We start from the raw sequence: 23,956 nt of genomic DNA, 5'->3' as shown, positions 1-23,956 counted from the left end.
CGTTGGCCGCCGGGCATTTGTTGTGAGCGGCTTGCCCTTGGTTGGCGTGGCTTTGTTAGTGCTTAACGCCGGCGGCATGCCAGAGTTGTCTTTATGGCGAAACGCCCCAGCGTGGTGGCCCATCGTGGCGCCAGCGAAGTCAGCCCAGAACACACGTTGGCGGCGTACCGCCGGGCCGTCGAGGCCGGAGCGGACGGACTGGAGTGTGACGTCCGGCTGACCGCGGACGGGCACCTGGTCTGCGTCCACGACCGGCGGATCGACCGGACCTCGAACGGCCGCGGAGTGCTGTCCACGATGAGCCTGGAGGAGCTGGACAGCTTCGACTGGGGATCGTGGAAGAACCCGTGGGCCGACCTCGACGACGAGGCTGACCTGCCGGACCCGGACCTCACCAAGGTGCTCACGCTCGAACGGCTGCTGGAGACGGTGCACGACTCGGGCCGCCCGCTGGAGCTGGCGATCGAGACCAAGCACCCCACCCGGTACGCCGGGCTGGTCGAGCGGCGCCTGATCGAGGCGCTGGATCGCTTCGGCTGGGCCCACCCGCGGATCGGCTCGGAGTCGCCAGTGCGGGTGATGAGCTTCTCCTGGCTGTCACTCCGCCGGATGCGCGTCCTCGCGCCGGGACTCCGCACGGTCCTGCTCATGGACCGGGTCCCCCTCCGCTTCCGCGACGGCTCCCTCCCCACCGGCGTCTCGTACGCCGGCCCGAGCCTGGAGATCGTCACCGCCCACCCGGAGTACGTAGACCGCGCCCACAAACACGGCCACCAGGTCCACGTCTGGACCGTCAACACCGAACAAGACGTCCGCCACTGCCAAGCCATAGGCGTAGACGCCCTGATCAGCGACCGCCCCGACCTAGCAATCCAAACCCTCTCCCAACCACCCCTCCACCCCTCCACCCCAATCCCCACCCCCCGCCCCAAACCCCTCCTCCGCCGCCCCCGCCGAGCCAGCTAACCGCGTCCTCCGCCGCCCCCGCCTCCGCCGCCTCCGCCGCCGCCTCCGCCGCCCCCGCCGCCCCGGCTAACCGCGTCCTCCGCCGCCCCCGCCGGGCCGGCTAACCCCCTCCTTCGCCGTCCCCGCCGCGCCGGCTAACCCCCTCCACCACCCACCCAAGCCCAGCCAGCCCGCCCAAGGCCCACCCCAGCCGCGGTGCTCCGCCCCCAAACCCCTCCTCCGCCGCCCCCGCCGCGCCGGCTAACCCCTCCACCACCCATCCCAACCCCCGTCCGCCCGCCCACCGAGGCCCGCCCACCGAGGCCCGCCCCAGCCGCGGTGCCCACGCCCTCCCCAGCCCGCCCTAGGGCCAGCTGCTCACGCGCCGAGATTCACCCCAAACGCCCGCCCTCACCCACCCAGGCCCCACCAACCCGGGACGGGCACCCCCCGCCCGCCCCGAGCCGGCGCCTGACCTCCCCCTCCGCCGCACCACCGAGCGCACTGCCCCGCCTTCCGCCCAGGCGGGCCGACTTCGCCGCCGACGCCCGCCCGCCGGAAGGTACTTGTGCTGTGGCTCACTTTGGTGGTTCTGCGTAGTGGGCTGAATGCGTCCGGTTATTTCGCACGTTCAATTCCGTCGTTTCCGTCACGATTTCCGCGGAGAACGCGTGATCTTCAGCAGAGCTATGTAACGGAATACCCGCCGGTGTTTTCGCAAGCCCGATCGGGGGCAGAAGTGGAGTGTTGTTCCGATGACTGAGGAGACCCTGCTTGTCCTCTGCGACCTTGCCCGCCGACGTGAGTGTTGTGGACGTCGTACTGCCGCACGAAGTGTCTGCGGTAGCAGACGCCCGCCGCCGTCTGGCCGGCTATCTGAAGCGGCACCGGGTCGCGGACAACGCGCGCGATGACGCTCAGTTGGTCCTGTCCGAACTCCTCTCGAACGCGATCCGGTACGCCCCGCCGCTGCCCGGCGGTGAAGTCCGCGCGACCTGGTGGGTAGACAAGGCCGGCATCCACCTCGAGGTCGTCGACGGCCGCGGCGACACCGAGCCGCAGCGCATCACCGACGCCCACCCCGAGTCCGTCGGCGGCCGGGGCCTGGCAATCGTCGACATGCTCACCTCCGAATGGGGCGTCCGCACCGCCGACACCCGCCGCACCGTCCACGCCATCGTCCCCCGCTAACCCCTCGGCTCCGCACCGCTGCCCCCTCCGGCGTCCGCGCGCCGACACCCCGGCGTACCGCCCACGCCGTCGTACCCCGCTCACCCGCGCCCAGGGGTCCGCGCCGCCGACACCCCGCCGTACGTCCACGCCGCCGTTCCCCGCTGCCCCGCCCCCCGGGGTCCGCGCCGCCGACACCCCGGCGTACCGTCCACGCGATCGTTGCCCGCTGCTCCCGCTGCTCCCGCTGCTCCCGCTGCTCCCGCTGCTCCCGCTGCTCCCGCTGCCCCCGCTGCCCCCGCGTCCGCGCCGCCCACGCCCCGGCGTACCGCCCGTGCCATCGTTCCCCGGGGCCCGCACCGCCCACGCCTAGCCGCTCCCCGCGGGCCCCGCGGAGGCCTAGGCCCGCCACGCCGTCCCCCGCTGACCCCCGCGGGGGCCGCAGCGCCGACGCCCCGGCGTGCCGCCCTCGCCGCCGTTCGCCGCTGGCCCGCTCTCGGAGGTCGGCGCCGCCAACGTCCGGCGTACCCGGCCATACCGCCGCTCCCCACGGACCCACCACTCGGGTCTGCTGACCCAGCCGCCGGCTGCCGGCTCTGGGTGCACGGGTGTGGATCAGCTCGGGTTGGTGGGTGGTGGGCGAGTACTGCAAGACTGCGGGGTATGGGAAAGAAGTCGCGCAACCGCGCCAAGAACACCACGACCGTCACGCTGGATCCGGCCGACCTGGTCGACGTCGGCCCGCGCGAGCCCTGCCCGTGTGGATCGGGGAAGCGCTTCAAGCAGTGCCACGGGCGTGAGCAGGCGCAGGCGGCCGACACCTTCGTGATCCGGCCGTTCGAGGGCCTGCCGGCCGAGTGCGACCTGATCGCCTTCCGCGAGATCGTTCCCGCCGGTACTGCGGAGGTCACGCTGACCGGCGAGCACCAGGGCAAGAAGGTCAACCTGGTCACCCTGCTGCCGATGGCGATGCCGGGCCTGGTCCGCGACGACGAGACCATCTGGATCGGCCTGCAGACCCACGCTTCCACGGGTGACCCGAGCCGCGACGTCGCGCACGCCATCACGGCGGCTCTCGCGACCGAGCCGGGCAACCCGATCCAGCTCGGCGACCTGCTCAAGGACGGCCCGCGCCTGCAGGACCTGATCGATACCTCCGAGCCGATCACCGTGAAGGTGCACGACGGCTTCGACTACTGGGTCGGCGAGAACGTCGACGACCCGACCGGTGAGGTGGCGGCCGGCCTCGAGCGGGCCAACGCGGCTGCTGCTCCGACCGTCCGGCTGGAGTCCGTCGAGGCGGCGTACTGGACGCAGATCGGCGACCGCCGCTACCTGCGCTGGGTGATGCCGCACGCCGAGGACACCTTGCTCGACGCTCTGGCCCGGCTGCACGCCGCTGGCTCGTCCGCCCTGACCGAGGGAAGCCGTCTGATCGGTTCGTTCCGCGCCCTCGGCGTGCTCGTGCCGGTGTGGGAGCTCCCGGCCGACGCCGAAGCCGCCGACCTGGAGAAGCCGGCCGCCGAGTTCGCCGCCGAACTCGACAAGGCGCTCGCCTCGGAGGCACCGCTGACCACGGAAGAGCGAGCCGCCCGCGCCGGTCTCGCCAGCCGCCAGCTGACAATCCGTTAAGCCATGACAAAGGCCCGCACTCGACGAGTGCGGGCCTTCGGCAACGTGGACGGCCCAAGTCCTGCTGACGGGGGAGCAACAGGGCCTGGGCCTAGGCATGAAGAGTACTCATAACCGGCCCCGACAACAACCCCCGATTTTCACTCCGCGTGTCGCCCCTGATACCTGTCTAGTCAGCTACCCACCCCAATGCGGAATCGCTGCCACATCCCCACCGGCAACCACCTGCAATTGAACGTTTAAGCACGGCGAGCGTGCGCTCGCACCCATCACCAAACTCCTTCGCACACAGGCCTCCCGCGCTTCACAACGGGCCCGCCGTCACCGCTGCACGGACCAGCCATCATTGCCGACGACCTGCCGTCAGGCCCCCGGATGGACTCACCGACAGCGCCGAACCGACCAGCCGTCAATGCCGAACGGACCTGCCGTCAGCGGCGCACGGCAGCCGCGTCCGACCGGAAACTATTTGCCGCAGCTCGCAAGTTCGTTCCCCCAGTCGGTGGAACCCGGCGACGGGCGCATGAGGAAAGCCAGCGGCCACCCGGCAGACCGTGCGTCCTCGTGCGCATCAACCCTGGAGTTGATCCTGTGAACCGCGACGCCGAGCAGGCCGACGACGCACCGCTGCCCTGCCTGACGCTTCAGCTCGTACCGCCCCTCGAGAACCTGCAAGCCAAGCATCGGGGACTCTCGCCATCGACCCCTCGACAAACTGCCTGGTACTACGCAGCGCCGCCAGCAGGCTGATCGACGGAGTGATCGTTACGGAGGACGAATTCGTCGACGTCGCTTGGCCGCCGGGATGGAGTGTCACCATCCGCGACGACAGGCCTGCCTTGATCGACGCAGCTGGACGAACGGTCGGCTGGCTGGGCGACGAGGTATTCGTCGGTGGCGGCTCGGTGGAGACGACCAAAGCGAACGTCATCTCCTGCACAGGCCAACCGCGGGTCTTCGTGGCGTCCGGCCTCACGCGCGCCTGAACAAGCTCATCGGGTGCCGCAGGCATCACGCGCTCGATCCGTCCCCGCGGGCAGACGCGCTCGGCTCGCCCCGCGGGACACGCGGGCCGAGTGGAACCGAACCCTGCTTACAGCGCTCCATCGCACCGGGGGGTCACGCGCGCCAGCGCCAGCTCTCACCGGCGATGCAGCCAACGCAGCGAAGCGCAGCAGGCGTCGCGAGCCCACCAACCCGCGCTGGCCCACCAATCCGCGCTGGCCCACCAACCCGCGCTGAGCCCACCAATCCGCGTGCTGCGCGCGGCTCATCCAGCGCCAGCGGTCCGCTCGGCCGTCACTTCGACGCGCTTGGTCCGCCACCGCGGGGTCATGCGCGTCAGCGCCAGCTTTCACCGGCGATGCAGGCGGCGTAGCGAAGCGGAGCAGACGTCGCGAGCCCCACCAACCCCCGCGCCGCCCGCGACTCACCAGCGCCGCGGCTCGTACGCCGGTCCGCGCCACCCCCCAACGCACCCGCTCCACCCGCGAGGGGTCACGCGCGTCAGCGCCAGTACTCGCAGGCGATGCAGCCGGCGTAGCGAAGCGCAGCAGGCCTCGCGAGCCCGCCAACCCGCGTGCCGTGTGCGAGTTGTCCGGCGCCAGCGGTGCGTTCGCCGGTCGGCGTCACTCGACGCGCGCGCTTCGCCACCGCGGGGTCGCGCCCGTCAGCGCCAGCTCTCGCTGGCGATGCAGGCGGCGTGGCGAAGCGGAGCAGGCGTCGCGAGCCCACCAACCCGCGGTGAGCCCACCGCCCCGCGCTGAGCCCACCGCCCCGCGCTGAGCCCACCGCCCCGCGCTGAGCCCACCGCCCCGCGCTGAGCCCACCGCCCCGCGCTGAGCCCACCAACCCGCGCTGAGCCCACCAATCCGCGTGCTGCGCCCGGCTCATCCAGCGCCAGCGGTCCGCTCGGCCGTCACTTCGACGCGCTTGGTCCGCCACCGCGGGGTCGCGCGCGTCAGCGCCAGCTTTCACCGGCGATGCAGGCGGCGTAGCGAAGCGGAGCAGGCGTCGCGAGCCCTCCGCGCGAGCTGGCGTTGCGCGCTTGCTTCACCACCGCGGGGTCATGCGCGTCAGCGCCAGTACTCCCAGGCGATGCAGGCGGCGTAGCGAAGCGGAGTGGGCGTCGTGGGCTCACCCCCGCGCTCGTTGTGGGTTAGGCGGGATCGCGGAGGATGGGGCAGGACATGCAGCGGGGGCCGCCTCGGCCGGAGCCTAGTTCGGAGCCGGAGATGCGGATTACCTCGATGCCTGACTCTTCCAGGCGGGCGTTGGTCTCGACTGTGCGTTCGTAGGCGATGCATACGCGGGGTGCGAGGGCGAGGGTGTTGTTGCCGTCGTCCCACTGTTCGCGTTCGGCGGTGACGGGGTCCAGGCCGGTGTCGATTCGGCGCAGGGTGTCGATGCCTAGGGCCTTGGCTGCGGCGACCAGGAATGGCTCGGACTCGGCGACGTGCAACTCGTCGCCGTCGGCGGTGACGGCGAGGGCGCGCATCTCCTCGGCCATGTTCGGATACATCAGCACAGCGTCGACGTCGACCATCGTGCAGACCGTGTCCAGGTGCATCGTCGCGCGCTGCTGGGCGATCGGGACGGCGAGGACGGTATGCGCCAGCCCCTTCGCGAACACCCGGCGCGCGAGCCGCTCGACTCCGGCCGGAGTGGTCCGCTCGCCGACGCCCACCGCCAGTACTCCGGGCCCGAGGGCGAGCACGTCTCCGCCTTCGACATGCTCCAACTGGTGGTCGTACACCTTGCCCGCCCCGACAAAGCGCGGGTGATAGCTGTAGATCAGCTCAGTCAGCTGCGTCTCGCGAACCCGCGCCGGCATCGCCAGCGAGGTGACGGCGACCGAGTCGCGGATCCACACGCTCGAGTCTCGCGTGAACAGCAGGTTCGGGAGGGGGTCGATCAGGAAGTCCTCGTGCGCAAGCAGTGACGTGACCAGCCCACCGGCCCGTACTTCGTCGTTGCGCACGCCGGCCATCAACGCTTCCGCCAACTGCACCGGGTCGAGCGCCGCCAAGCTGGCCCGCAGGTACTCACGGAGCGTGTCGCCGAGACGCAGGTCTTCGGTTGCGCCGGTGATGGCCGAGGCCCGGGCGTCTGGATCGCCGAGCGCCTCACTGAGCAGCTTGTCGAGATACAGCACCTCGACGTCGCGGTCGCGCAGTACCTGGGCGAACGCGTCGTGCTCGTCCTGCGCGCGGCCGACCCAGGGGATGCCGTCGAAGAGCAGTTTGTCGTTGTTCCGTGGGGTGAGCCGGCGCAGCTCGTTGCCCGGCCGGTGCAGCATCACCGTCCGCAGCGGCCCGACCTCGCTGTCGACGCCATACGCCTCAGTCATCTGCCTGCCCTCTCGTCCGGATCCCGTCCCACCAAAGCTACGGCAGCCCCGCCGTAGACGCGGGTCTTGCCGTGATTCTGTCTGATTGTCCGACAATTTCTCCTGATGTCCAACTCGGCCACCTCCACCGGCGCGCTGATGTTTTCGGTCTTGCCAGAGAAGATGCCGTGATTGCCGCGGACCGGCCCAAAGTTGTCCACAGGCAGCCGCCGAATCCGCCGAAAGAACGAGATATCCCCAGGGACCGGATCCGGAGGCGGGGGATCGGCTGCCGAGCAACTAGGCTGCGGTGCTGTGTCCGGTACTGATCTGCCCCCCGTCGAGCCCGTCCAGGGTTCCGTCGCGTGCGTGATCCCGGCCAAGGACGAGGCCGAGCGGATCGTCGCGACGGTCGACGCGGTGCGCAAGCTCGCCGGCGTCGACCTGGTGGTCGTCGTGGACGACGGATCGAGCGACGGCACCGCCGAGGTCGCTGAGCGCGCGGGAGCTGTCGTCGTACGGCATCCGCGGAACCAGGGCAAGGCTGCCGCGATGGAGACCGGAGCAGCCGCGGTGGCGGAGCGGGATGGTGCCCAGGCGCGGCACCTGCTGTTCCTCGACGCCGACCTGGCCGATTCCGCGACGGGCGCCGAGCCGTTGATCGCGCCGGTGGTCGAGGGTCGCGCGGACATGACGATCGGGACGTTGCCGGCCCAGGTCCGCCCCGATGGCAGCAAGGCCGGCGGACGCGGGTTCGTCGTACGGCTCGCGAGGGCCGGGATCGAGCAGGCGACCGGTTGGGCGCCTGAGCAGCCGTTGTCCGGCCAGCGGTGCCTGACCCGGGTCGCGTTCGAGGCGGCGCTGCCGCTGGCGCAAGGGTTCGGTGTCGAGGCGGCGTTGAGCATCGATCTGGGTCGCAAGGGTTTCCGCATCATCGAGGTGCCGATCGACGTTCGCCATCGCGCGACCGGCACGGATCTGCGCGGGCAACTGCATCGCGGACGTCAGTTCCTCCACGTACGGCGTGCGCTGGCCGCGCGCAACGCGTTGCCCGCGCGCGGCGCCTCGTCCACTGGGCCGGGCCGATGAACACCGACGGCACGAGCGCCGACAAGGCTCCTGCCGACGCGCCCGCGGCCGAACAAACCGGCGTTGAGCTGACCGGCGATGATTCGCCCGGAGCCGCCGGAGCCGCCGGAGCCGCCGGAGCCGTCGGAGCCGTCGGAGCCGCCGGTGGTCAGGCGAGTGCGGCCGATGATCGGGCGGCTGATCGGGACGGGCGGCGGGCCGTTGGGCTCTATCTGGCCTCGACGGTTCTGATTGTCGCGGCCGGTCTGCTGGGGCCGTCGGTGGTGGTGCTGACGCTGACCAACCGGCACGCCTGGCTGCCGTCGTACTGGTTCGACACGAAGCCGAACGACTGGCTCGTGACGATGATGATCTACGTCGCTATCCTGCTCGGCGGGTACGGCGTCTTCCTCGCCGCCCGGGCGATCAAGAACGGCTGGGCGCCCCGCCTCAACCGATTAGTTGCCCTAGGCATCGGTACGACGGCCGCCGTCACGCTGGTGCCGCCGATGGCGTCCGGTGACGTCCTGATCTACGCGGCGTACGGGCGGATCATGTCGCTCGGCGGCAACCCGTACACGACGGCGCCGGCGGACACCATCCGGCTCGGTTACGACCCGGTGATCGCCGCGACCGAGCGGCCGTGGCAGGGCGCGAAGAGCGTCTACGGCCCGATCGCGACCTGGATCCAGTGGTTCTCGTCCTGGGTCGGCGGCGACTCGATGCAGCTCACCGTCTGGATGCTGCAGCTGTCGGTCGCGGTCAGCATGATCGTTTCCGGGCTGCTGCTGATGAAGCTGGTCGGTCCCGATCTGGTCAACCGCCGCCGGATCGCGATGCTCGCCCTGGCGAACCCGCTGCTGCTGTGGACCGTCCTGGCCGGCGCGCACAACGACGCGATCGCGGTGATGTTCGCGATCATCGCGCTGGTGCTGTTCCGGCGGCACATCTTCTGGGCCGGCATCATGCTCGGCGTCGCGGGCTGTACCAAGCTGTCGATCGGCCTGGTCGGTGTGGCGATGCTCTGGTCACTGCGCGCGGACCGGCGCAGGGCGCTCATCTTCTGCCTCGGCGGCGCGATCTCGATGGCCGGCCTCTACGCGGTGGTCGGCCTCGAGGCGCTGCAGCAGGCCCGGTCGAACAGCTCCTTCATCTCGACCGGTACGCCGCACAAGGCGCTGCTGAGCTTCTTCACGCTCTTCCTGCCGAACGGCCTGGTCCGCACGGTGCTCGCGATCGCGGCCTGGGTCGGCCTGATCGTCGTGGCGATCCTGCTTTCCCAGGTCTTCCCCAAGTCGCTGCTACCCCGGACCCATCCTGAGGACCGGGCACCCGAGGCCATCCGCTACACCGCGATCTACGCGATCGCCTGGCTGGTCACGGCGATGTACTCGCTGCCCTGGTACGACATCATCGCGTGGGTCGCGCTGGCGGCGGTGGCCGCGTCGAAGGTGGACAAGCTGATGGTCATCCGGACCACCATGCTCGCCATCGCGTACGTGCCCGGCCGCGATCCGAATGCCCGTCAGGTCGCGCCGTTCCTGTCCGACTCGCTCGAGTGGTTCAGCACCAGGTTGCGCGACACGATCTGCCCCGCGATCGAGCTCGGCGTACTGATCGGGCTGATCGTGTGGGCCCGTCGCGGTGGCGCCCAGTGGTGGCCGTACGACTGGCCGAGACGCAAGTCCAGACCGGAAACCGAGAAGGTCGCGGCGAACTAGCTCGCCGCGACCACGCGACCGGTCGCGTCAACTCGATCGGTCGCGTCAGCCTCTAGAGGCCGGGGTCAGCTCCAGAGGTCGTGGCCGGCCGCGATGGCTTTGGCCAGGACTGTCTTGATCGGCTTCTTCAGGACCGCGGCTGCCGCGGCGACATCGTCGTACTCCGGCTGGACGTTGACCACCTGACCGCCGTACCGGGCGATCTTGACGTGGATGCGCTGACCGTCGACCTCGACGCTGGCGAACTCACGGTCGGCGGCGTGCTTGCGCACCTCCGACTCGCGCAGGCCGATCGCGGACGTCTCGGACAGGATCACCGAGCGGACCTCTTCGGCGTTCGCGCCGCCGACCAGGACCGACAGGGTGTGCGCCGGCCGGCCCTTCTTCATCAGGATCGGGGTGAGCCAGGCGTCGGCGGCGCCGGCCTCCATCAGCCGTGCCAGCACCTGCGGCCAGATCCGCGGGTCGAGATCGTCGACGTTGGTCTCGTAGACGAGTTCGGTGGCCGGCCGTTCGACGGATTCGCCGACGATCACCCGGACGATGTTCGGCACCTCGATCGGGTCCCGCCCGCCCGCGCCGACACCAGTCTGCTGGATCCGCATCGTCGGCATCAGACCGAACTCGTCGGCCAGCGAGGCGAGCAGAGCCGCGCCGGTCGGCGTGGTCATCTCGTACGGCGCGGTGCCGCCGACGACCGGAGCCTCAGCTTCGGAAAGCAGAGCCAGTACTGCGGGGCCTGGAACCGGGATGCCGCCGTGCTGACCACGAACCTGCCGACCGCCACCGAGCGCGATCGTGGAGACGACGATGTGGTCGAGTTCGAGCGTGACGGACGCGGCGGCGACACCGACGATGTCCGCGATCGCGTCGAGCGCGCCCACCTCGTGGAAGTGCACGTCATCGGGGGCCACCCCATGCGCGGCCGCCTCGGCCCGAGCCAGCCGGGCGAACGTGTCCAACGCCCGCTCCCGCACAGCCTCCGCCAGCCCAGCCCCCTCAATCAACCGCCGAACCTCAGCCCACGTCCGCGTAGGCCCACCAACCTCAGGTCCATGCCCATGACCGTGCCCGGCATCGTCGTGTCCGTGCCCATGTCCGTGCCCAGCTTCTTCGCTCGGTGCGGGGTTGTCCGGGAAGTTTTCGGGGTGGAGTTCGCCTGCTACTCGGACTGAGGCTTTGAGGGCGGCGATTTGGTGGCGGCTGGTGGGGTCGACTGTCACGGAGAGGGAGGGATCGACGGCGGCGACTGCTGCGTTGACGACGTCGAGGTCGGCGCCGGCGGACAGGAAAGCGCCCAGCAGCATGTCGCCGGAGGCGCCGGCCGCGCAGTCGATCCAGGCGGTCCTCACTGCGACTTCACCTCCGTCGGTGCCGCGCGTCGCGCCACGCGGGCAGCGAACACACCGGCCCCGAAACCGTTGTCGATGTTCACGACGGTCACGCCGGGTGCACACGAGTTGAGCATCGCCAGCAACGCGGCCATGCCGCCGAAGGAAGCGCCGTACCCGACTGAGGTCGGTACTGCGACCAGTGGTACGCCGACGAGCCCGCCGACGACACTCGGCAGCGCGCCTTCCATCCCGGCGACCACGATGAGGCAGTCGGCGGCGTTCAGGCGCTCGCGCACGCTCATGATGCGGTGCAGGCCGGCGACGCCGACGTCGGTGATCAGGTCGACGTTGGCGCCGAACACACCGACAGTCGTGGCAGCTTCGGCCGCCACCGGGGCGTCCGACGTACCGGCTGCTACGACGGCGACGGTGCCTCGGAGTACCGGGGGTGCGCCGAGGACCGCAGTGCGGCCGACTTGGTCGACTACTGCGTGTGGCAGGGCGGAGGCGACTGCGGCTTGGGCCTCGACGCTCAGGCGGGTCGCCAGGACGGCGTGGGCGGGGTGGGTCTGGTGCAGGGTCTGCAGGAGCTCCACTACCTGCTCCGGTGTCTTCCCCGCGCCGTAGACCACCTCTGCGTCGCCTGTGCGGTCCAGGCGATCAGTGTCGAGGCGTGCGTAGCCGAGGTCGTGCACTCCGGGCAGTGGGCCGCCGCCGGGGCTTTGGTCAGGCAAATGAGTCACGCCGCGAATCTACGTGGGCCTGCCGGGATTCGCCGCTTCGGACCCCGGACCGGCACTCAGCGCAGCCGTTTGAGCACGCAGCCATTAGGCTGCCGTCGTGTCTTCGACGTTAGCCGGTGCTTTCGGGATCGCCGCATTGTTCGTGGCGGTGCTCGCCCTCGTGTTCGCCATCCAGGCGCTCAGGGCGCAGTCCGGTGCGCCCAAGGCTGGAGCGAAGCCCGCTGTCATGCCGCAGCCTCAGGTCCAGCCCGCCGAGTCGAGCGAGCCGGAGGCCAAGCCCGGCACGGTGAAGTCGGAACTGCGGCGGTTGAGCAAGGAACTCGAGGACGCGAGGAGCGAGCTGCGGGAGACGCTGCAGCATCTCGCCGTGGTCCGGTACGACGCGTACGGCGACATGGGTGGCCGGCTGTCGTGGTCGATGGCGCTGCTGGACGACAAGGGTGACGGGATCGTGCTGACGTCGATCAACAGCCGGAACGACGCCCGGTCGTACGCAAAGGAGGTCAAGTCCTTCGAAAGCGACGCCAAGCTGTCCCCCGAGGAGGAAGAAGCAATCGAAACCCTCCGCAAGGAAGCCGCCCAACCCCGAGAAACCCCCGAACACCAATAGCCTGCCCCGACCGCTCGCCCGTCTACTACCCGCCCGCTCGGCCTGAGGTAGCTTCCGCCCGCCCCACCCACCTGCCTGGCTGATGCCAGCGCCGGGCGGGCGAAAGCAGTTGTAGCTAAAGCCGCGCCGCGCCGCCGTGCGTCGCTTCGCTCGCACTTCTGTGGTTAGCGGCGTTTGGGGACTCGGACTACTAGGGAGCCGGGGTCTACTTCGGCGGTGAGGGTTCGGCCGGGGCCTATGCCGTCGCCGTCTAGTTGGCGTTGGACGTCTACCGCGGCGGTGATCTCTACCTTGCGGCCGGTGAAGCGTTCCAGGTACATCTCGGTGCGTTTGGTGCGGGTCATCACGCGCCAGAAGACCAGCGGCCACTGGGTGACGCGGCGGGGGGCGATGATCACGACGTCGATCAGGCCGTCGTCGGGACGGGCGTCGGGGAGGAGGGGGATGTTCGCCTGGAGCATGCCGACGTTGCCGATCACCACGGTGCGGACGCGGCGCTCCAGCGGCTCGTCGTCGTCGAGGACGATGCGGACCTTCACCGACGGGTGGTTGATGTTCTTGGCGGCCGAGACCACGTACGCCGTCCAGCCGAGCTGCGCCTTCAGGATCGGTGGGGCTCCGGTGATGATCGCGGCGTCCAGCCCAAGGCCGGCCATCACCGCGAAACGGTCCGTGTCGAGGCCGTCACCGGACACCTTGACCAGGTCGATCCGCCGGTCGCGGCCGTCCAGAATGCGTTCCAGGGCGTCGTCCAGGTCGAGCGGGATGTGCAGATTGCGGGCCAGCAGGTTGCCGGTACCGGCCGGGATCACCCCGACCGGGATGCCGGTGTGCGACAACGCGGCGCACACCACGCGTACCGTCCCGTCCCCGCCGGCGACCAGCACCAGGTCGGACTCGTTCTCGATCGCCAGTTTGGCCATCGCGTTGCCGGCGTCGTCCTCGCGGGTCTCCAGCCAGAGCGGATCCTCGAACCCCCGGACGGCGAGCGCCCGGTTCACCTTGCGCCGGAAAGCGACCCCGTCGCCGACCTTGATCGGGTTGACGATCACGGCGGCCCGCGGAGCCTCCGCCGCGCCGCTCTCGTCAGCCGGCGTACGACGGCGCCGTCGCCGCAAACCGGGTCGCAGCCCGAACCCGATCGACGTGGCGGTCAGGAGTGCGAGTCCGAGCGCCCAGGCACCCAGGACATCGGAGACCCAGTGCACGTTCAGCACGACCCGGTCGACCGACGCGAACCAGACCACCGCGATCGTCGGCAGCGCCACCAGCAGCCGGAACCGGCGCCGCCAGCCGCGGACCGAGGGCAACACCACTCCGAGCGCCCCGGCCATGACGAACGCGGCGGTCGCGTGCCCGGAGACGTACGCCCAGCCGTCGGCGTCGGCCAGCATCTGAGCGGGCCGGGCGCGGTCGAAGATGTGCTTGACCGCCTGCACCAGACCCAGCTCGGCGCCCGCGGAGACGATCAGCCAGACGGTCAGCAGGCGGGCCCGCCGGTGCCAGAGGTAGATCGCGACGATCAAGATGACGGCCCGGCAGACCCACGGCGTAGTGATCGCACCGATGACTTCCCAGATGTCCACCACGTTCGGATGCGTCAGCCCGTACTCCGCTGCGCGGGCCGCCACGGACTCGTCCCAGCGGCGCAACGGCGGCCAGTCCTGGAAGACCAGCAGGGTGATCACGATGAACGGCAAAGCACCCAGGACAACGGTCAGCGCACGACCGACATGTGTAGGTGGATGCTGGTTCATGCCCGCTGATTTCCCCCTAGATGATCCGCTGGTGCCAGCTCATCATCCCCAATACACTTCGCCCCCGCTGACACGCCCCGATACCCTGCACGTGTGATCGATGCGAAATTGCTCCGTGAGAACCCCGATGTCGTCCGTGCGTCCCTGACCAAGCGCGGCGAGAGTACTGACCTGGTCGACCAGGTGCTGGCGGCCGACGGTGAGCGTCGATCGTCCATCGCGGCGTTCGAGTCGTTGCGGGCGGAGCAGAAGGGGCTCGGCAAGCAGGTCGCGCAGGCCAAGGGCGACGAGCGGGCCGCCCTGCTCGAGCGCACCAAGGCGCTGGCCGCCGAGGTGAAGGCGACCGAGGCCGCCGCGACCGAGGCCGAGACGCGCTTCGACGAGCTGGCCGGCAAACTGCCGAACCTGGTATCCGACGAGGCTCCGGTCGGCGGTGAGAAGGACTTCACCGTGCTGGAGGAGATCGGCAAGCCGCGCGACTTCGAGGCTGAGGGCTTCCAGCCGCGCGACCACCTCGAGCTCGGTGAGCTGCTCGGCGCGATCGACATGGAGCGCGGCGCGAAGGTGTCCGGCGCCCGGTTCTACTTCCTCAAGGGCGTCGGCGCGTTGCTCCAGCTCGGCATGCTCCAGCTGGCGATCGCCCAGGCGGTGGAGAACGGCTTCACCCCGATGATCACCCCCACCCTGGTCAAGCCCGAGGTGATGGGCGGCACCGGCTACCTGAACGCGCACGACGACGTCTACCGGCTGGAAGAGCCCGAGCTCTACCTCGTCGGTACGTCGGAGGTCCCGCTGGCCGGCTACCACATGGACGAGATCATCGACGTCTCGAACGGCCCGGTCCGGTACGCCGGGTGGTCGTCCTGCTACCGCCGTGAGGCCGGGTCGTACGGCAAGGACACCCGCGGGATCATCCGCGTCCACCAGTTCGACAAGGTCGAGATGTTCTCCTACTGCAGCCTGGAAGACGCTGCCGCCGAACACCAGCGGCTGCTCGGCTGGGAGAAGGAGATGCTGGACAAGATGGAACTGGCCTACCGGGTGATCGACACCGCGACAGGTGACCTCGGCGCTTCGGCGTACCGGAAGTTCGACTGTGAAGCGTGGGTGCCGACGCAGGGCGCGTACCGGGAGCTCACCTCGACGTCGAACTGCACCGACTTCCAGGCTCGCCGGCTGAACATCCGGCACCGTGACGCGGACGGCAAGCCGCGTCCGGTCGCGACGCTGAACGGCACGCTGGCCACCACCCGCTGGCTGGTCGCGATCCTGGAGACCCACCAGCAGGCCGACGGCTCGGTCCGGGTGCCGGCCGCGCTGCGTCCGTACGTCGGCGGTCGCGAGGTTCTCGAACCGGTTGCCGGATGATCGACGGCTGGCGGCCGAAAGCCGTTGCCCTCGACATCGACGGAACGCTGATCGACCACGACGAACGCCTTTCCCAGGCGGTCGTCGACGCAGTACGCCGTACTGCGGCGCAGGTGCCCGTCATCCTCGCCACCGGCCGGGCCTGGCAGACCACCCGGCCGGTGGCCGAGATGTTCGGCCTCACCGACGGATTGGTTGTCTGCAGCAACGGTGCGCGAACGCTGCGGATGCCGGCCGGTGAAGTGGTCGACGAGCGGACCTTCGATCCGCGGACGGTGATCGAGTCGGTCCGCCGGCACGCGCCGAACGCCCGGATGGCGGTCGAGGAACACGACGGCAGCTACCTGGTCACCGCGCCCTTCCCGGACGGTGACCTCGGGACCGGCGCGACCGTCCGGGTGGTCACGGACGCCGAGCTGGCGCCGCGACCGGTGACCCGGTTGATCATCCGCGATCCGGAGCAGTCGGAGAGTGACTTCGTCCTGCTGGCCGAACGGCTCGGTCTGCACGGGGTGAGCTACTTCGTCGGCTGGACGGCGTGGCTCGACATCGCGCCCGAGGGCGTCGACAAGAGCACGGGGCTGAAGGTCGCGCTGGCGCAGTACGGGGTGGAGCCGGCCGATCTGCTGGCGATGGGCGACGGGCGCAACGACATCGAGATGCTCACCTACGCCGGGCTGGGGATCGCGATGGGTTCGGCGCCGGACGAGGTCAAGGTGAAAGCCGACGAGGTGACCAAGTCGGTCACCGACGACGGCGTCGCGGCGGTACTCAATCGTTATTTCTGAACCATCGGGAAATGAACACTTCGATCCTGGTCGAATAGCCACCGGAGATAGTTTCACGCGGCAACCAAAAAGCCCGGAACTCCTGCGCCAGCAGGGGTTCCGGGCTTTCTGATGTCTGACCGAAGTGCTGATAGTCCGCTGGCGGGCCGAGTATCAGCGGTCAGGCGACGCGGGTGCTGCCGGGACGAGGTGACTGGCAAGGCCGGTCCACCACGGCGTCGAACGCGTCCAGGACGGCGCTCACCTCCGGGCGCGGACGCGGAGCCTTGGCCGCCGGGCTCTGCCCCCGACGGGCCCTGCGCAGATGGCGCTTGACGGTCGACAGTGAGCACCCCAGTCGCATGGCCAGCGACTCCAGGCTGTCGTTGGGGTACTGCGTCCGGAGTCGCAGCACCTCTTCGTGGCTGACCGGCCGGCGCGTGCCCCGCGCTCCGGCCAGCTGGTCGAAGTCGTCTGCCTGGACCTCGACGTCCAGCAGGTTTCGCATCGAGCGACGCTGCGCAGCGGTGGTGCCGGCGACGAAGCCGCTGACATCGTGCTGGGCAACGGCGCTGAACAAGCAGTCGGTGAACAACGGGCAGGACGCGCAGACCGCTTTGGCCTCCCGGACCAGCTGGTCGTAGCGTTCCCGTGTCCGCCGGGTCGCTGATGCAGGCGGCGGCTCTTCCATCAACCGGTGCTGGAAGATGTCCGCGCGTGCAGTGCAGCCCGTCATGGCCCCCTCCGTGATGGAAGATGTGTCGACAGCCGCACGAGAGCCGTTGCTCCCTTGCCCCGCTATCTTGGCGCTGTTGACGATCATCGTGGCTCCCCAAGTTCCAGGACCCGCGTGAACGAACGGTGAATGACGTTCGAACACTCGAGCCCACTAGCTGATGGACCGATCTGTTGCCGACCCACCCCGTGGCGTCCCGGCGCGGGACGCACCGATCCATAACTGTTGACGTTGTGGACGTGGATTTGGTTGCACCCAATTCCACATCGATATGCCGATGGTTTTGCCGGGGTGAGACTGCGCCAGATCCCGTGATCCGGAACAGGCCTACGACGCGAAGGAATCGCCTCCGGTTCCCACTGGCCACCGCATGAAATCACGCGCAAACCCTGCAGCGCATGGGAACTAGCTGCCTTTGCAGCATCCTGCCGTAACGGTCTGGTGACATTGTTCAACGGTCAATCAGATTGCACGGAAAGCGATGTCCAAACGGTTGCGCCGAGGGCCCTCGAAGGGGTATAGGTGGCGCGTTTGCCGGGCGCTACGGTGGTCAGGTGCGCATCCCTGAAGCAGTCCGCCCACCGCGTCTGGTCGCGACCGATCTTGACGGAACCTTAGTACACAGTGATCACTCGATCTCGCCGCGGACCAAGGCCGCGGTGCTCGCGGTGCAGGAAGCCGGGGCCCAGTTCGTGATGGTCACCGCCCGGCCGCCGCGCTGGTTGCACGACCTCGCCGACCTGGTCGGCGCGCACGGTGTCGCGATCGTTGCCAACGGCGCCATTTTGTACGACGTCGTTCAGCGCAAGGCGATCCGGAGTTCACTCATCGATCCGCAGGTGGCGCTGGACGTCGCATTGGCCATCCGGGCAGAGATCCCCGAGGTCGAGTTCGCGATCGAGCGACCGGACCGTTACGGACAGGAACCGCGGTATCTCAATCGGTGGCCGACGCCCGACGACACCTTGGTCGCCGAGGTCGAGGAGCTGCTGTCCGAGCCGGCCGCGAAGTTGCTGGTTCGCCATCCCAGCTGGCATTCCGACGACCTGCTGGCGCGGATCACGCCGGTGGCCGGGAGCCGGGTGACGGCCAGCCACAGCGGCGGTCACAGCCTGGTGGAGATCTCGGCCGGCGGCGTCTCGAAGGCGGCCATGCTCGCCGACTTCGCCGCCGACCTGGGCATCAAGGCCGACGAGGCGATCGCCTTCGGGGACTCGCTGAACGATCTGCCGATGCTCGCCTGGGCCGGTACGTCGTACGGGATGGCCAACGGGCACGCCGAAGTACTGGCGATGGCTGACGTCGTCTGCCCGGCAAACGACGAGGACGGTGTCGCCACCGTCCTCGAGGAACTCTTCGAACTCTGAAGTTTTACAGGTACATCCCGCCGCTGCCCGGCCCATCCGTGGTGCCGGGCGGGCGCGGACCGGGGAACGGGGAACCGTCGTCGCTCGGCTGCATCTGCTGGCCGCCGGGCAGTGCGCGGCGCATCTGCTCCAGCTGCTGGCGTGCCGCCATCTGCTGGGCGAACAACGCGGTCTGGATGCCGTGGAACAGGCCCTCCAGCCAGCCGACCAGCTGAGCCTGCGCGATCCGCAGCTCCGCCTCGGTGGGCGTGCTGTCCTCGGTGAAGTCGAGGCTGAGGCGCTCCAGCTCCTCGACCAGCTCCGGAGCCAGGCCGCTCTCGAGCTCCTTGATCGACGCCTCGTGGATCGACCGCAGCTGCTGCCGCGAAGCCTCGTCAAGCGGTGCTGCCTTCACCTCGTCGAGCAGCTGGCGGATCATGTTCGCGACCCGCATCACCTTGGCCGGCTGCTCGACCAGCTCGGTCACCGAACGCGGCTCGTCCTCGGGGTCCTCGGATCGCTCGCGCGGCGGTCCCTCGACGGCCATGCCGTCCGGACCGACGATCAGGATCTTGCCGTCCTCGGTCTGGGCGCCGGTCATCTGTACTTCCCGGGCCTCCTGCTGCTCGCTCTCGCTCATTCCCCCATCCTAGGTCCGCCATGGTCGCGGCCCTTTGACGGCCTCAGGAGGTCTTCGAGCGATGCCTTCGCACTGCGTCGCGGTTCGCGCACGCAGGGCTGCAATAGCGTTGCCGCCCGCCCCGGGACAGATCGGCGTACACGTTGTCGCAGCCGTCCGTGGCGCAGCGGCCGAGCCGCGAGATGCCCCGGCCGGCCAGGTGCAGCGCCGTACCGGTGCTGATCAGCGTCGCGACGAGTCGTCCGACCGGTACGTCGTCCGGTCGGTAGTGCATGTGCCAGCCGTCACCGGCATGGTTGGTCAGCCGCGGATGCTCGGTGTACTTCGCCAGCATCGCGTTCATCAACCGCACCCGGCTGTGCTCGTCGGGTGCGTCCACGACTTCCAGCCACTCGTCCAACGCAACCCGTACTGCGGCCAGGTCGGCGGCCGTCACGCGTCGGCTCCTCACCAGCCGGCTCTCGACGCCACTCTCCTCGCAGCGCTCGGCCAGCTCGGTCGGTGTGGTGGCCGGGTTGAGAGTCAGGTTGACGGCCAGCAGGACCGCGTCCGCGCCGTAAGGGTTGAGATGCACAATGCCATTACAGCACGATGGACTCATGACCACCAGGGAAGAAGCTCACCGGCACAGCTGGCGCGTCGCGTCCTCGCATCCCGTCAGCGAGGGACTGCTCAGTTATCAAAGCTGTTCGTGCGGACAGTGGCGCGTCACCAGTACGCCGCTGCACCCGGTTGCCCATCCCGACCTGGCAAGGATCGCCAAGTCGGTGCCTAGGGCAACCAGGTGCAACGGTGCGGAGTACTAGTCGACCCGGCTGACCATCGGAAGCCGGGACCTGGTCAGCAACCAGGCCAGAAGTCCCGCAAACAAAGGAACAACGAGCACGATGCCGCCGATCTCGCGCCAGGGCACAGCGAAGTACGGCGAACCGAAGGCCGCATGCGCGGTGTAGCCGTAGAGGGCGCCGACTCCGACTCCCAGTAGGCAGCCGAGTTCACCGAGCACCCAGGCCTGCGCGGCAGCAAGACTGCGCCGACGTCGCGGCGGAGCTCCGACCGCAGCCAACGTCGCCAAGTCGGCGCGTCCCTCGGCTGCCGACAACGAGACCGAGATGGCCACGCCGAGCAGCGTGACGACCGTGGCTGCGCTCATCAGACCGATGAACCAGCGTCGCGCCGGGCTCTCGTATCCCTTCTCCACCTTCAGAAAGTCCTCGTACCCGAGCAGCTTTGTCGCCGCCGCCAGCTCGCTGTCCGTGGGCTCGCGCTTGAGTTCGTACTGCACCCGGTACGGCCGGAGGTTGCCGAGCTTGCGCGCGGCCTCCGGGCTGATCAGCGCCGACGTCGCCAGCTGAGCGGTGGCGGGTGCTGACGGGATGACCACCGCCGCGTGCTGCTGCTGTTTGGCATTCTCTGCGAGGTTGTCCTCGACCAGCTTGACCTTGCCGCCGGACAGGCCCTTCTCGTTGGGCAGAACGATCTTGCCTGCGCGCATCGCCTCCGCCGCCTTCTCCCCGTACTCCGGGAAACGGGCGATGTAGGCCGGATCGACAACCATCAGAGGTAATCCCCAGTTGCCACTCCCCGGTGGAGTGACGACGGAAAGGGAGGGGGTGTAGCCGCCCGACGACTTGGCGCCGGGGAGCGAGATCCCACTGATCTCGTAGGTCTTCTTCGTCGGCAGCAGCCCGGCGACCTTCTCCACCGTCACCGGTGAATAGGGCACGGGGCCGTCGAAAGCCAGGGTGGCATCACCGTGGATGGCCGCCGGGACGTAGTCGGCCGACTCGGCCGCGATCGAGTTCGAGATCGCGAACGCCATGGCCGCCGTCGCACCGACCGACATCATGATCGCGGCCGCCGCGGGACCGGTGCGATGCCGGTGCCGCGCCGCGTCGCGCAGAGCGAGCCGTCCGCTCAACGGGAGGACGCGGGCCACGCTCGCCACCTTGCCGACCAGGTTCGGCAGGACCCAGACCAGTCCGATGATCACAGCGGTGATCCCCAGCAGGACCAGGGCGATCGGCCCGGTCGGCGTCACGGTGGCCCGATAAGGATCCGCCTGCGCGGCCACCGCCTTCCGGGCCTGCTCGAACTCACTGGCCATCCAGACACTGCCGACGATCGCGCAGACGACTCCGCCGGCCACCAGGACGACCGCGGGCTTCCGCAGCCGGATCACCCCGGTCGCCGAGGCGAACCGGCCACTGAGTGCGGCCATCGGAGCCATTCGTCCGGCGCTGATGGCCGGGACGATCGCGGAGGCCAGGCCGGCCAGCAGTCCCAGTACGGCGACCAGCACGAGCATCCGCCAGGGAATGTTCACTCCGACGATCAGCGTGGAGAGCATCTTCTCCCACAACGGCCGGCCGGCGATCGTCGCGAGGACCGCGATCAGGACCGCCCCACCCGCTCCGAGCAGGCCGATGAAGGCGCCTTGGACGAGCACGATCCGGCGGATGTCCTGCGCCGTTCCGCCCGCTGCCGCGACCAGGCCGAGCTCGCGGGTCTGCCGCCGGGCGCCGACCGCGAACGCCGTACCGGCCAGCAGGACGATCTCCAGCACACCGAAGCCGATCACCAGGGCGATCACCGCGGTGGCGCCGGCGTCCTGCGTGCTGCCCATCGTCGTCGGCGGCGGATCCACGATATTTGCCCGAGGCAACAACATGAGGCCTTGGTCGAGCAGTTGGTCACTCAGTGCGTCGGCATCGGTCCCGGTGGGCAGATCGACCAGGTACATGACCTCCGCACCGGCCACTGGCTGTTCCAGCGGTGTGTTCGGCCCGGCGTAGACGGTCTGTCTGTCCGGTTCGTTGAAGCTCCGGGCCAGCCCGACCACGGAGTACTTCTGCTCGGTCCCCGTGGTCAGCATCGCGCCCGGCTTCAGCTGCTCGCCGTCCAGAAGATCGAGGTACTTCGCCAGCGAGGGGGAGACCGCCACCTCGTCCGGCTTGCCCGGCATCCGGCCACTGTCCAGCTTGAAGGTGCCCTCGGCCAGCTTGCTCTGACCGTCGCCGGTGACCAGCCGGACACTCCTGTTCGCCTGTGGTCCGCGAAGCTCGACGTTGCTGGCCTCCCGCAGTGCTCGAGCCGTCGTGCTGCCGGCGGGCAGGAGCTTCATCGGATCGACTTTGGTAGCGTCCCGCGTCCCCGCCGGGTCGGTACCTTCCGGAAGTCCTGGAAGGCTGCCGTCCAGGTTCGGCCGGTCCGTCCACGGCATCAGCTTCGGGTACGGCGTCACGGTGACGCGCGCGTCCGCCTGGCCGATCGACTGCCGGGCCAGCGTTTCGCCGGTCGGACTGCCGGCCGCCGACATCAACCCGATCCACGAAGCAGCGAACACCGGTACGCCGATCAGCGCGGCGATGAGCAGAGTTCTCCCCAGTGAGCGCCGGGCTGTTCGCCGGGCGATCCGGAGTGAGGGGCCCCAGCCGGCCATCAGCGGGTTTCCAGCAGCACGTCGACCTCGGGCAGCGGGCCGGACTGACCTACCAGGACGCCATCACGCAGGTAGACCACGCGGTCGGCCCAGGCGGCGTGCCGGGCGTCGTGGGTGACCAGGACACCGGCGATACCGTGTTGGTCGCACCGGTCGCGGAGCAACTGGAGGACGGCCTCACCGGTTTCGGAGTCGAGTGCGCCGGTGGGCTCGTCGGCGAGCAGGATCCGGCGCTCCCCGACGATCGCGCGGGCGATCGCGACGCGCTGACGCTGCCCACCGGACATCTCGTCGGGAAACCGGTCGGCCAGCTCGCCGATGGCCACCTCCGCCAGTGCGGCTTCGGCGTGCTTGCGGGCTGCCCGGGCGCGGGTGCCGTCCAGCTCGAGCGGCAGCATCACGTTCTCGGCGGCGGTCAGGGCCGGGATCAGGTTGAAGTCCTGGAAGACGTAACCGATCCGGCGCCGGCGCAGGGCGGCGACCGCTTTGGCTCCGAGGGTGGCCAGGTCGTTGCCGTCGATCATGATCTCGCCACCGGTCGGCCGGTCGAGGCCGCCCGCGCAGGTGAGCAGCGTCGACTTGCCCGAACCGGACGGGCCCATCACCGCGACCAGCTCACCCGACTCCACCGCCAGATCGACGCCGCGCAGCGCGTGCACGGCCTGCTCGCCGGTGCCGTGCACCCGGGACAGATTGCGGATATCGAGGATGATGCTCATCTGTGGGCCTCCGCTTCGCGGTCTTCGGACTTCGGGGTCGCCTGAGCGGCGGATCCGGTGGCGGGCCCGGCTTGCCGGGCGGCGGTGGTCCGGCTGTGGCGGGACAGCATCGCCTCGCAGTGGTCCAGCCAGCGGATCTCCGCCTCGGCGCCGAAGATCATCGACTCCAGCACCAGCAGCCAGGAGATCTCGCCGTCGCGGCTGCCTCGTTTGAGCCGGGTCAGCTCCTGCATCGACCGCATCGTCGCCGCACGCTGCCGCTGCAGCACCGCCGTGACGTCGATCCCCGGTACGGCGAGCGCGAGCGCCAGCTTGATCGCCAGCTCGTCCCGCGGCCGCGACTCGCGCGTCACCGGGGTGTCGAACCAGCTCGCCAACTCGTCCCGGCCGGCCTCGGTGATCTCGTACAGCGACCGTCCGTCGGCATCCTTACCGGCCTGGCTGGCCTGGACCAGGCCGTCGCGTTCGAGCCGGGTCAGGGTCGTGTAGACCTGCCCGATGTTCAGCGGCCAGGTCGAGTTGGTGGCCGCCTCGAACTCGCCGCGCAGTTGGTACCCGTACTTCGGCTCCGTCCGGAGCAACGCCAGCAAACCGTGCTTGATCGACATAGATACTGAGTATGCATACTCA

Annotated in this window: 20 protein-coding genes; 10 read left to right on the top strand and 10 right to left on the bottom strand. The window is 69.5% G+C overall.

What is annotated here, in order from left to right:
* Positions 1 to 93: 93 nt before the first annotated feature.
* From AB0F51_RS09015 to AB0F51_RS09000, 4 genes are all read left to right on the top strand, one after another.
* Complete coding sequence (locus AB0F51_RS09015) at positions 94 to 966, top strand: glycerophosphodiester phosphodiesterase family protein (protein WP_360276318.1); 873 nt, start codon at positions 94 to 96, stop codon at positions 964 to 966.
* Positions 967 to 1,719: 753 nt separating this feature from the next.
* On the top strand, positions 1,720 to 2,136 hold the full coding sequence (locus tag AB0F51_RS09010) for an ATP-binding protein (protein WP_360276316.1): 417 nt from the start codon (positions 1,720 to 1,722) through the stop codon (positions 2,134 to 2,136).
* Positions 2,137 to 2,778: 642 nt separating this feature from the next.
* Entirely contained in the window at positions 2,779 to 3,747 is a 969-nt protein-coding gene (locus tag AB0F51_RS09005; RefSeq protein ID WP_360276313.1) for a DUF5926 family protein, read from the top strand.
* Between the two features lie 758 nt (positions 3,748 to 4,505).
* Complete coding sequence (locus AB0F51_RS09000) at positions 4,506 to 4,733, top strand: hypothetical protein (RefSeq protein ID WP_360276310.1); 228 nt, start codon at positions 4,506 to 4,508, stop codon at positions 4,731 to 4,733.
* Positions 4,734 to 5,905: 1,172 nt separating this feature from the next.
* On the opposite strand, the gene AB0F51_RS08995 is transcribed toward AB0F51_RS09000, so the two are convergent.
* Complete coding sequence (locus AB0F51_RS08995) at positions 5,906 to 7,096, bottom strand: arginine deiminase (protein ID WP_360276307.1); 1,191 nt, start codon at positions 7,094 to 7,096, stop codon at positions 5,906 to 5,908.
* A gap of 294 nt (positions 7,097 to 7,390) precedes the next feature.
* Between AB0F51_RS08995 and AB0F51_RS08990 the strand changes: the two genes are divergently transcribed.
* Positions 7,391 to 8,164, top strand: a complete 774-nt coding sequence (locus AB0F51_RS08990; RefSeq protein WP_360276304.1) for a glycosyltransferase — start codon at positions 7,391 to 7,393, stop codon at positions 8,162 to 8,164.
* Positions 8,161 to 9,864, top strand: a complete 1,704-nt coding sequence (locus AB0F51_RS08985) for a DUF2029 domain-containing protein (RefSeq protein ID WP_360276301.1) — start codon at positions 8,161 to 8,163, stop codon at positions 9,862 to 9,864. The genes AB0F51_RS08990 and AB0F51_RS08985 overlap by 4 nt, the downstream gene beginning before the upstream one ends.
* Positions 9,865 to 9,929: 65 nt before the next feature.
* On the opposite strand, the gene larC is transcribed toward AB0F51_RS08985, so the two are convergent.
* On the bottom strand, positions 9,930 to 11,216 hold the full coding sequence (gene larC / locus AB0F51_RS08980; protein WP_360276298.1) for a nickel pincer cofactor biosynthesis protein LarC: 1,287 nt from the start codon (positions 11,214 to 11,216) through the stop codon (positions 9,930 to 9,932).
* The gene (larB, locus tag AB0F51_RS08975; protein WP_360276295.1) at positions 11,213 to 11,941 is read right to left on the bottom strand and encodes a nickel pincer cofactor biosynthesis protein LarB; all 729 of its coding nucleotides are present in this window, start codon (positions 11,939 to 11,941) and stop codon (positions 11,213 to 11,215) included. The genes larC and larB overlap by 4 nt, the downstream gene beginning before the upstream one ends.
* Positions 11,942 to 12,038: 97 nt before the next feature.
* Between larB and AB0F51_RS08970 the strand changes: the two genes are divergently transcribed.
* Positions 12,039 to 12,551, top strand: a complete 513-nt coding sequence (locus tag AB0F51_RS08970) for a DUF4446 family protein (protein ID WP_360276292.1) — start codon at positions 12,039 to 12,041, stop codon at positions 12,549 to 12,551.
* A 164-nt stretch (positions 12,552 to 12,715) separates the two neighbouring features.
* Here AB0F51_RS08970 and AB0F51_RS08965 read toward each other — a convergent pair whose 3' ends face one another.
* Complete coding sequence (locus tag AB0F51_RS08965; RefSeq protein ID WP_360276289.1) at positions 12,716 to 14,308, bottom strand: diacylglycerol kinase family protein; 1,593 nt, start codon at positions 14,306 to 14,308, stop codon at positions 12,716 to 12,718.
* Positions 14,309 to 14,401: 93 nt separating this feature from the next.
* Here AB0F51_RS08965 and serS point away from each other — a divergent pair, with 93 nt between their 5' ends.
* Complete coding sequence (gene serS, locus AB0F51_RS08960) at positions 14,402 to 15,676, top strand: serine--tRNA ligase (RefSeq protein ID WP_360276287.1); 1,275 nt, start codon at positions 14,402 to 14,404, stop codon at positions 15,674 to 15,676.
* Positions 15,673 to 16,464: an HAD family hydrolase gene (locus tag AB0F51_RS08955; protein WP_360276284.1), complete on the top strand. Its 792-nt coding sequence runs from the start codon at positions 15,673 to 15,675 to the stop codon at positions 16,462 to 16,464. Before serS ends, AB0F51_RS08955 begins: the two co-directional genes overlap by 4 nt.
* Positions 16,465 to 16,624: 160 nt before the next feature.
* Here the strand turns inward: AB0F51_RS08955 and AB0F51_RS08950 are convergent, their stop codons facing one another.
* Positions 16,625 to 17,179: a WhiB family transcriptional regulator gene (locus tag AB0F51_RS08950; RefSeq protein WP_360276282.1), complete on the bottom strand. Its 555-nt coding sequence runs from the start codon at positions 17,177 to 17,179 to the stop codon at positions 16,625 to 16,627.
* Positions 17,180 to 17,733: 554 nt separating this feature from the next.
* Here AB0F51_RS08950 and AB0F51_RS08945 point away from each other — a divergent pair.
* The gene (locus AB0F51_RS08945; RefSeq protein ID WP_360276279.1) at positions 17,734 to 18,546 is read left to right on the top strand and encodes an HAD family hydrolase; all 813 of its coding nucleotides are present in this window, start codon (positions 17,734 to 17,736) and stop codon (positions 18,544 to 18,546) included.
* A 4-nt stretch (positions 18,547 to 18,550) separates the two neighbouring features.
* Here AB0F51_RS08945 and AB0F51_RS08940 read toward each other — a convergent pair whose 3' ends face one another.
* The 5 genes from AB0F51_RS08940 to AB0F51_RS08920 form a co-directional block, all read right to left on the bottom strand.
* Complete coding sequence (locus tag AB0F51_RS08940; RefSeq protein ID WP_360276277.1) at positions 18,551 to 19,165, bottom strand: bacterial proteasome activator family protein; 615 nt, start codon at positions 19,163 to 19,165, stop codon at positions 18,551 to 18,553.
* Positions 19,166 to 19,208: 43 nt separating this feature from the next.
* The gene (locus tag AB0F51_RS08935) at positions 19,209 to 19,739 is read right to left on the bottom strand and encodes a CGNR zinc finger domain-containing protein (protein WP_360276274.1); all 531 of its coding nucleotides are present in this window, start codon (positions 19,737 to 19,739) and stop codon (positions 19,209 to 19,211) included.
* Positions 19,740 to 19,967: 228 nt separating this feature from the next.
* A complete protein-coding gene (locus AB0F51_RS08930) occupies positions 19,968 to 22,607 on the bottom strand; it encodes an FtsX-like permease family protein (protein ID WP_360276271.1) in 2,640 nt (879 codons plus the stop codon).
* Positions 22,607 to 23,326 carry an ABC transporter ATP-binding protein gene (locus tag AB0F51_RS08925; RefSeq protein ID WP_360276269.1) on the bottom strand — a complete coding sequence of 240 codons (720 nt, stop codon included), beginning with the start codon at positions 23,324 to 23,326 and terminating at the stop codon, positions 22,607 to 22,609. Before AB0F51_RS08925 ends, AB0F51_RS08930 begins: the two co-directional genes overlap by 1 nt.
* On the bottom strand, positions 23,323 to 23,934 hold the full coding sequence (locus AB0F51_RS08920) for a PadR family transcriptional regulator (protein ID WP_360276266.1): 612 nt from the start codon (positions 23,932 to 23,934) through the stop codon (positions 23,323 to 23,325). The genes AB0F51_RS08925 and AB0F51_RS08920 overlap by 4 nt, the downstream gene beginning before the upstream one ends.
* Positions 23,935 to 23,956: the final 22 nt, after the last annotated feature.

Source organism: Kribbella sp. NPDC023855 (assembly GCF_040639475.1).
In the GTDB taxonomy this organism is placed as follows: Bacteria; Actinomycetota; Actinomycetes; order Propionibacteriales; family Kribbellaceae; genus Kribbella.
This window is presented reverse-complemented; position numbering and strand designations above follow the sequence as displayed.

Coding starts and splice junctions, on each gene's coding strand:
- AB0F51_RS09005 (WP_360276313.1), top strand. CDS start 2,779: ATGGGAAAGAAGTCGCGCAACCGCGCCAAGAACACCACGACCGTCACG.
- AB0F51_RS08965 (WP_360276289.1), bottom strand. CDS start 14,308: ATGAACCAGCATCCACCTACACATGTCGGTCGTGCGCTGACCGTTGTC.
- AB0F51_RS09015 (WP_360276318.1), top strand. CDS start 94: ATGGCGAAACGCCCCAGCGTGGTGGCCCATCGTGGCGCCAGCGAAGTC.
- AB0F51_RS08940 (WP_360276277.1), bottom strand. CDS start 19,165: ATGAGCGAGAGCGAGCAGCAGGAGGCCCGGGAAGTACAGATGACCGGC.
- AB0F51_RS08955 (WP_360276284.1), top strand. CDS start 15,673: ATGATCGACGGCTGGCGGCCGAAAGCCGTTGCCCTCGACATCGACGGA.
- AB0F51_RS08995 (WP_360276307.1), bottom strand. CDS start 7,096: ATGACTGAGGCGTATGGCGTCGACAGCGAGGTCGGGCCGCTGCGGACG.
- AB0F51_RS08930 (WP_360276271.1), bottom strand. CDS start 22,607: ATGGCCGGCTGGGGCCCCTCACTCCGGATCGCCCGGCGAACAGCCCGG.
- AB0F51_RS08985 (WP_360276301.1), top strand. CDS start 8,161: ATGAACACCGACGGCACGAGCGCCGACAAGGCTCCTGCCGACGCGCCC.
- AB0F51_RS08925 (WP_360276269.1), bottom strand. CDS start 23,326: ATGAGCATCATCCTCGATATCCGCAATCTGTCCCGGGTGCACGGCACC.
- AB0F51_RS08920 (WP_360276266.1), bottom strand. CDS start 23,934: ATGTCGATCAAGCACGGTTTGCTGGCGTTGCTCCGGACGGAGCCGAAG.
- AB0F51_RS08950 (WP_360276282.1), bottom strand. CDS start 17,179: ATGACGGGCTGCACTGCACGCGCGGACATCTTCCAGCACCGGTTGATG.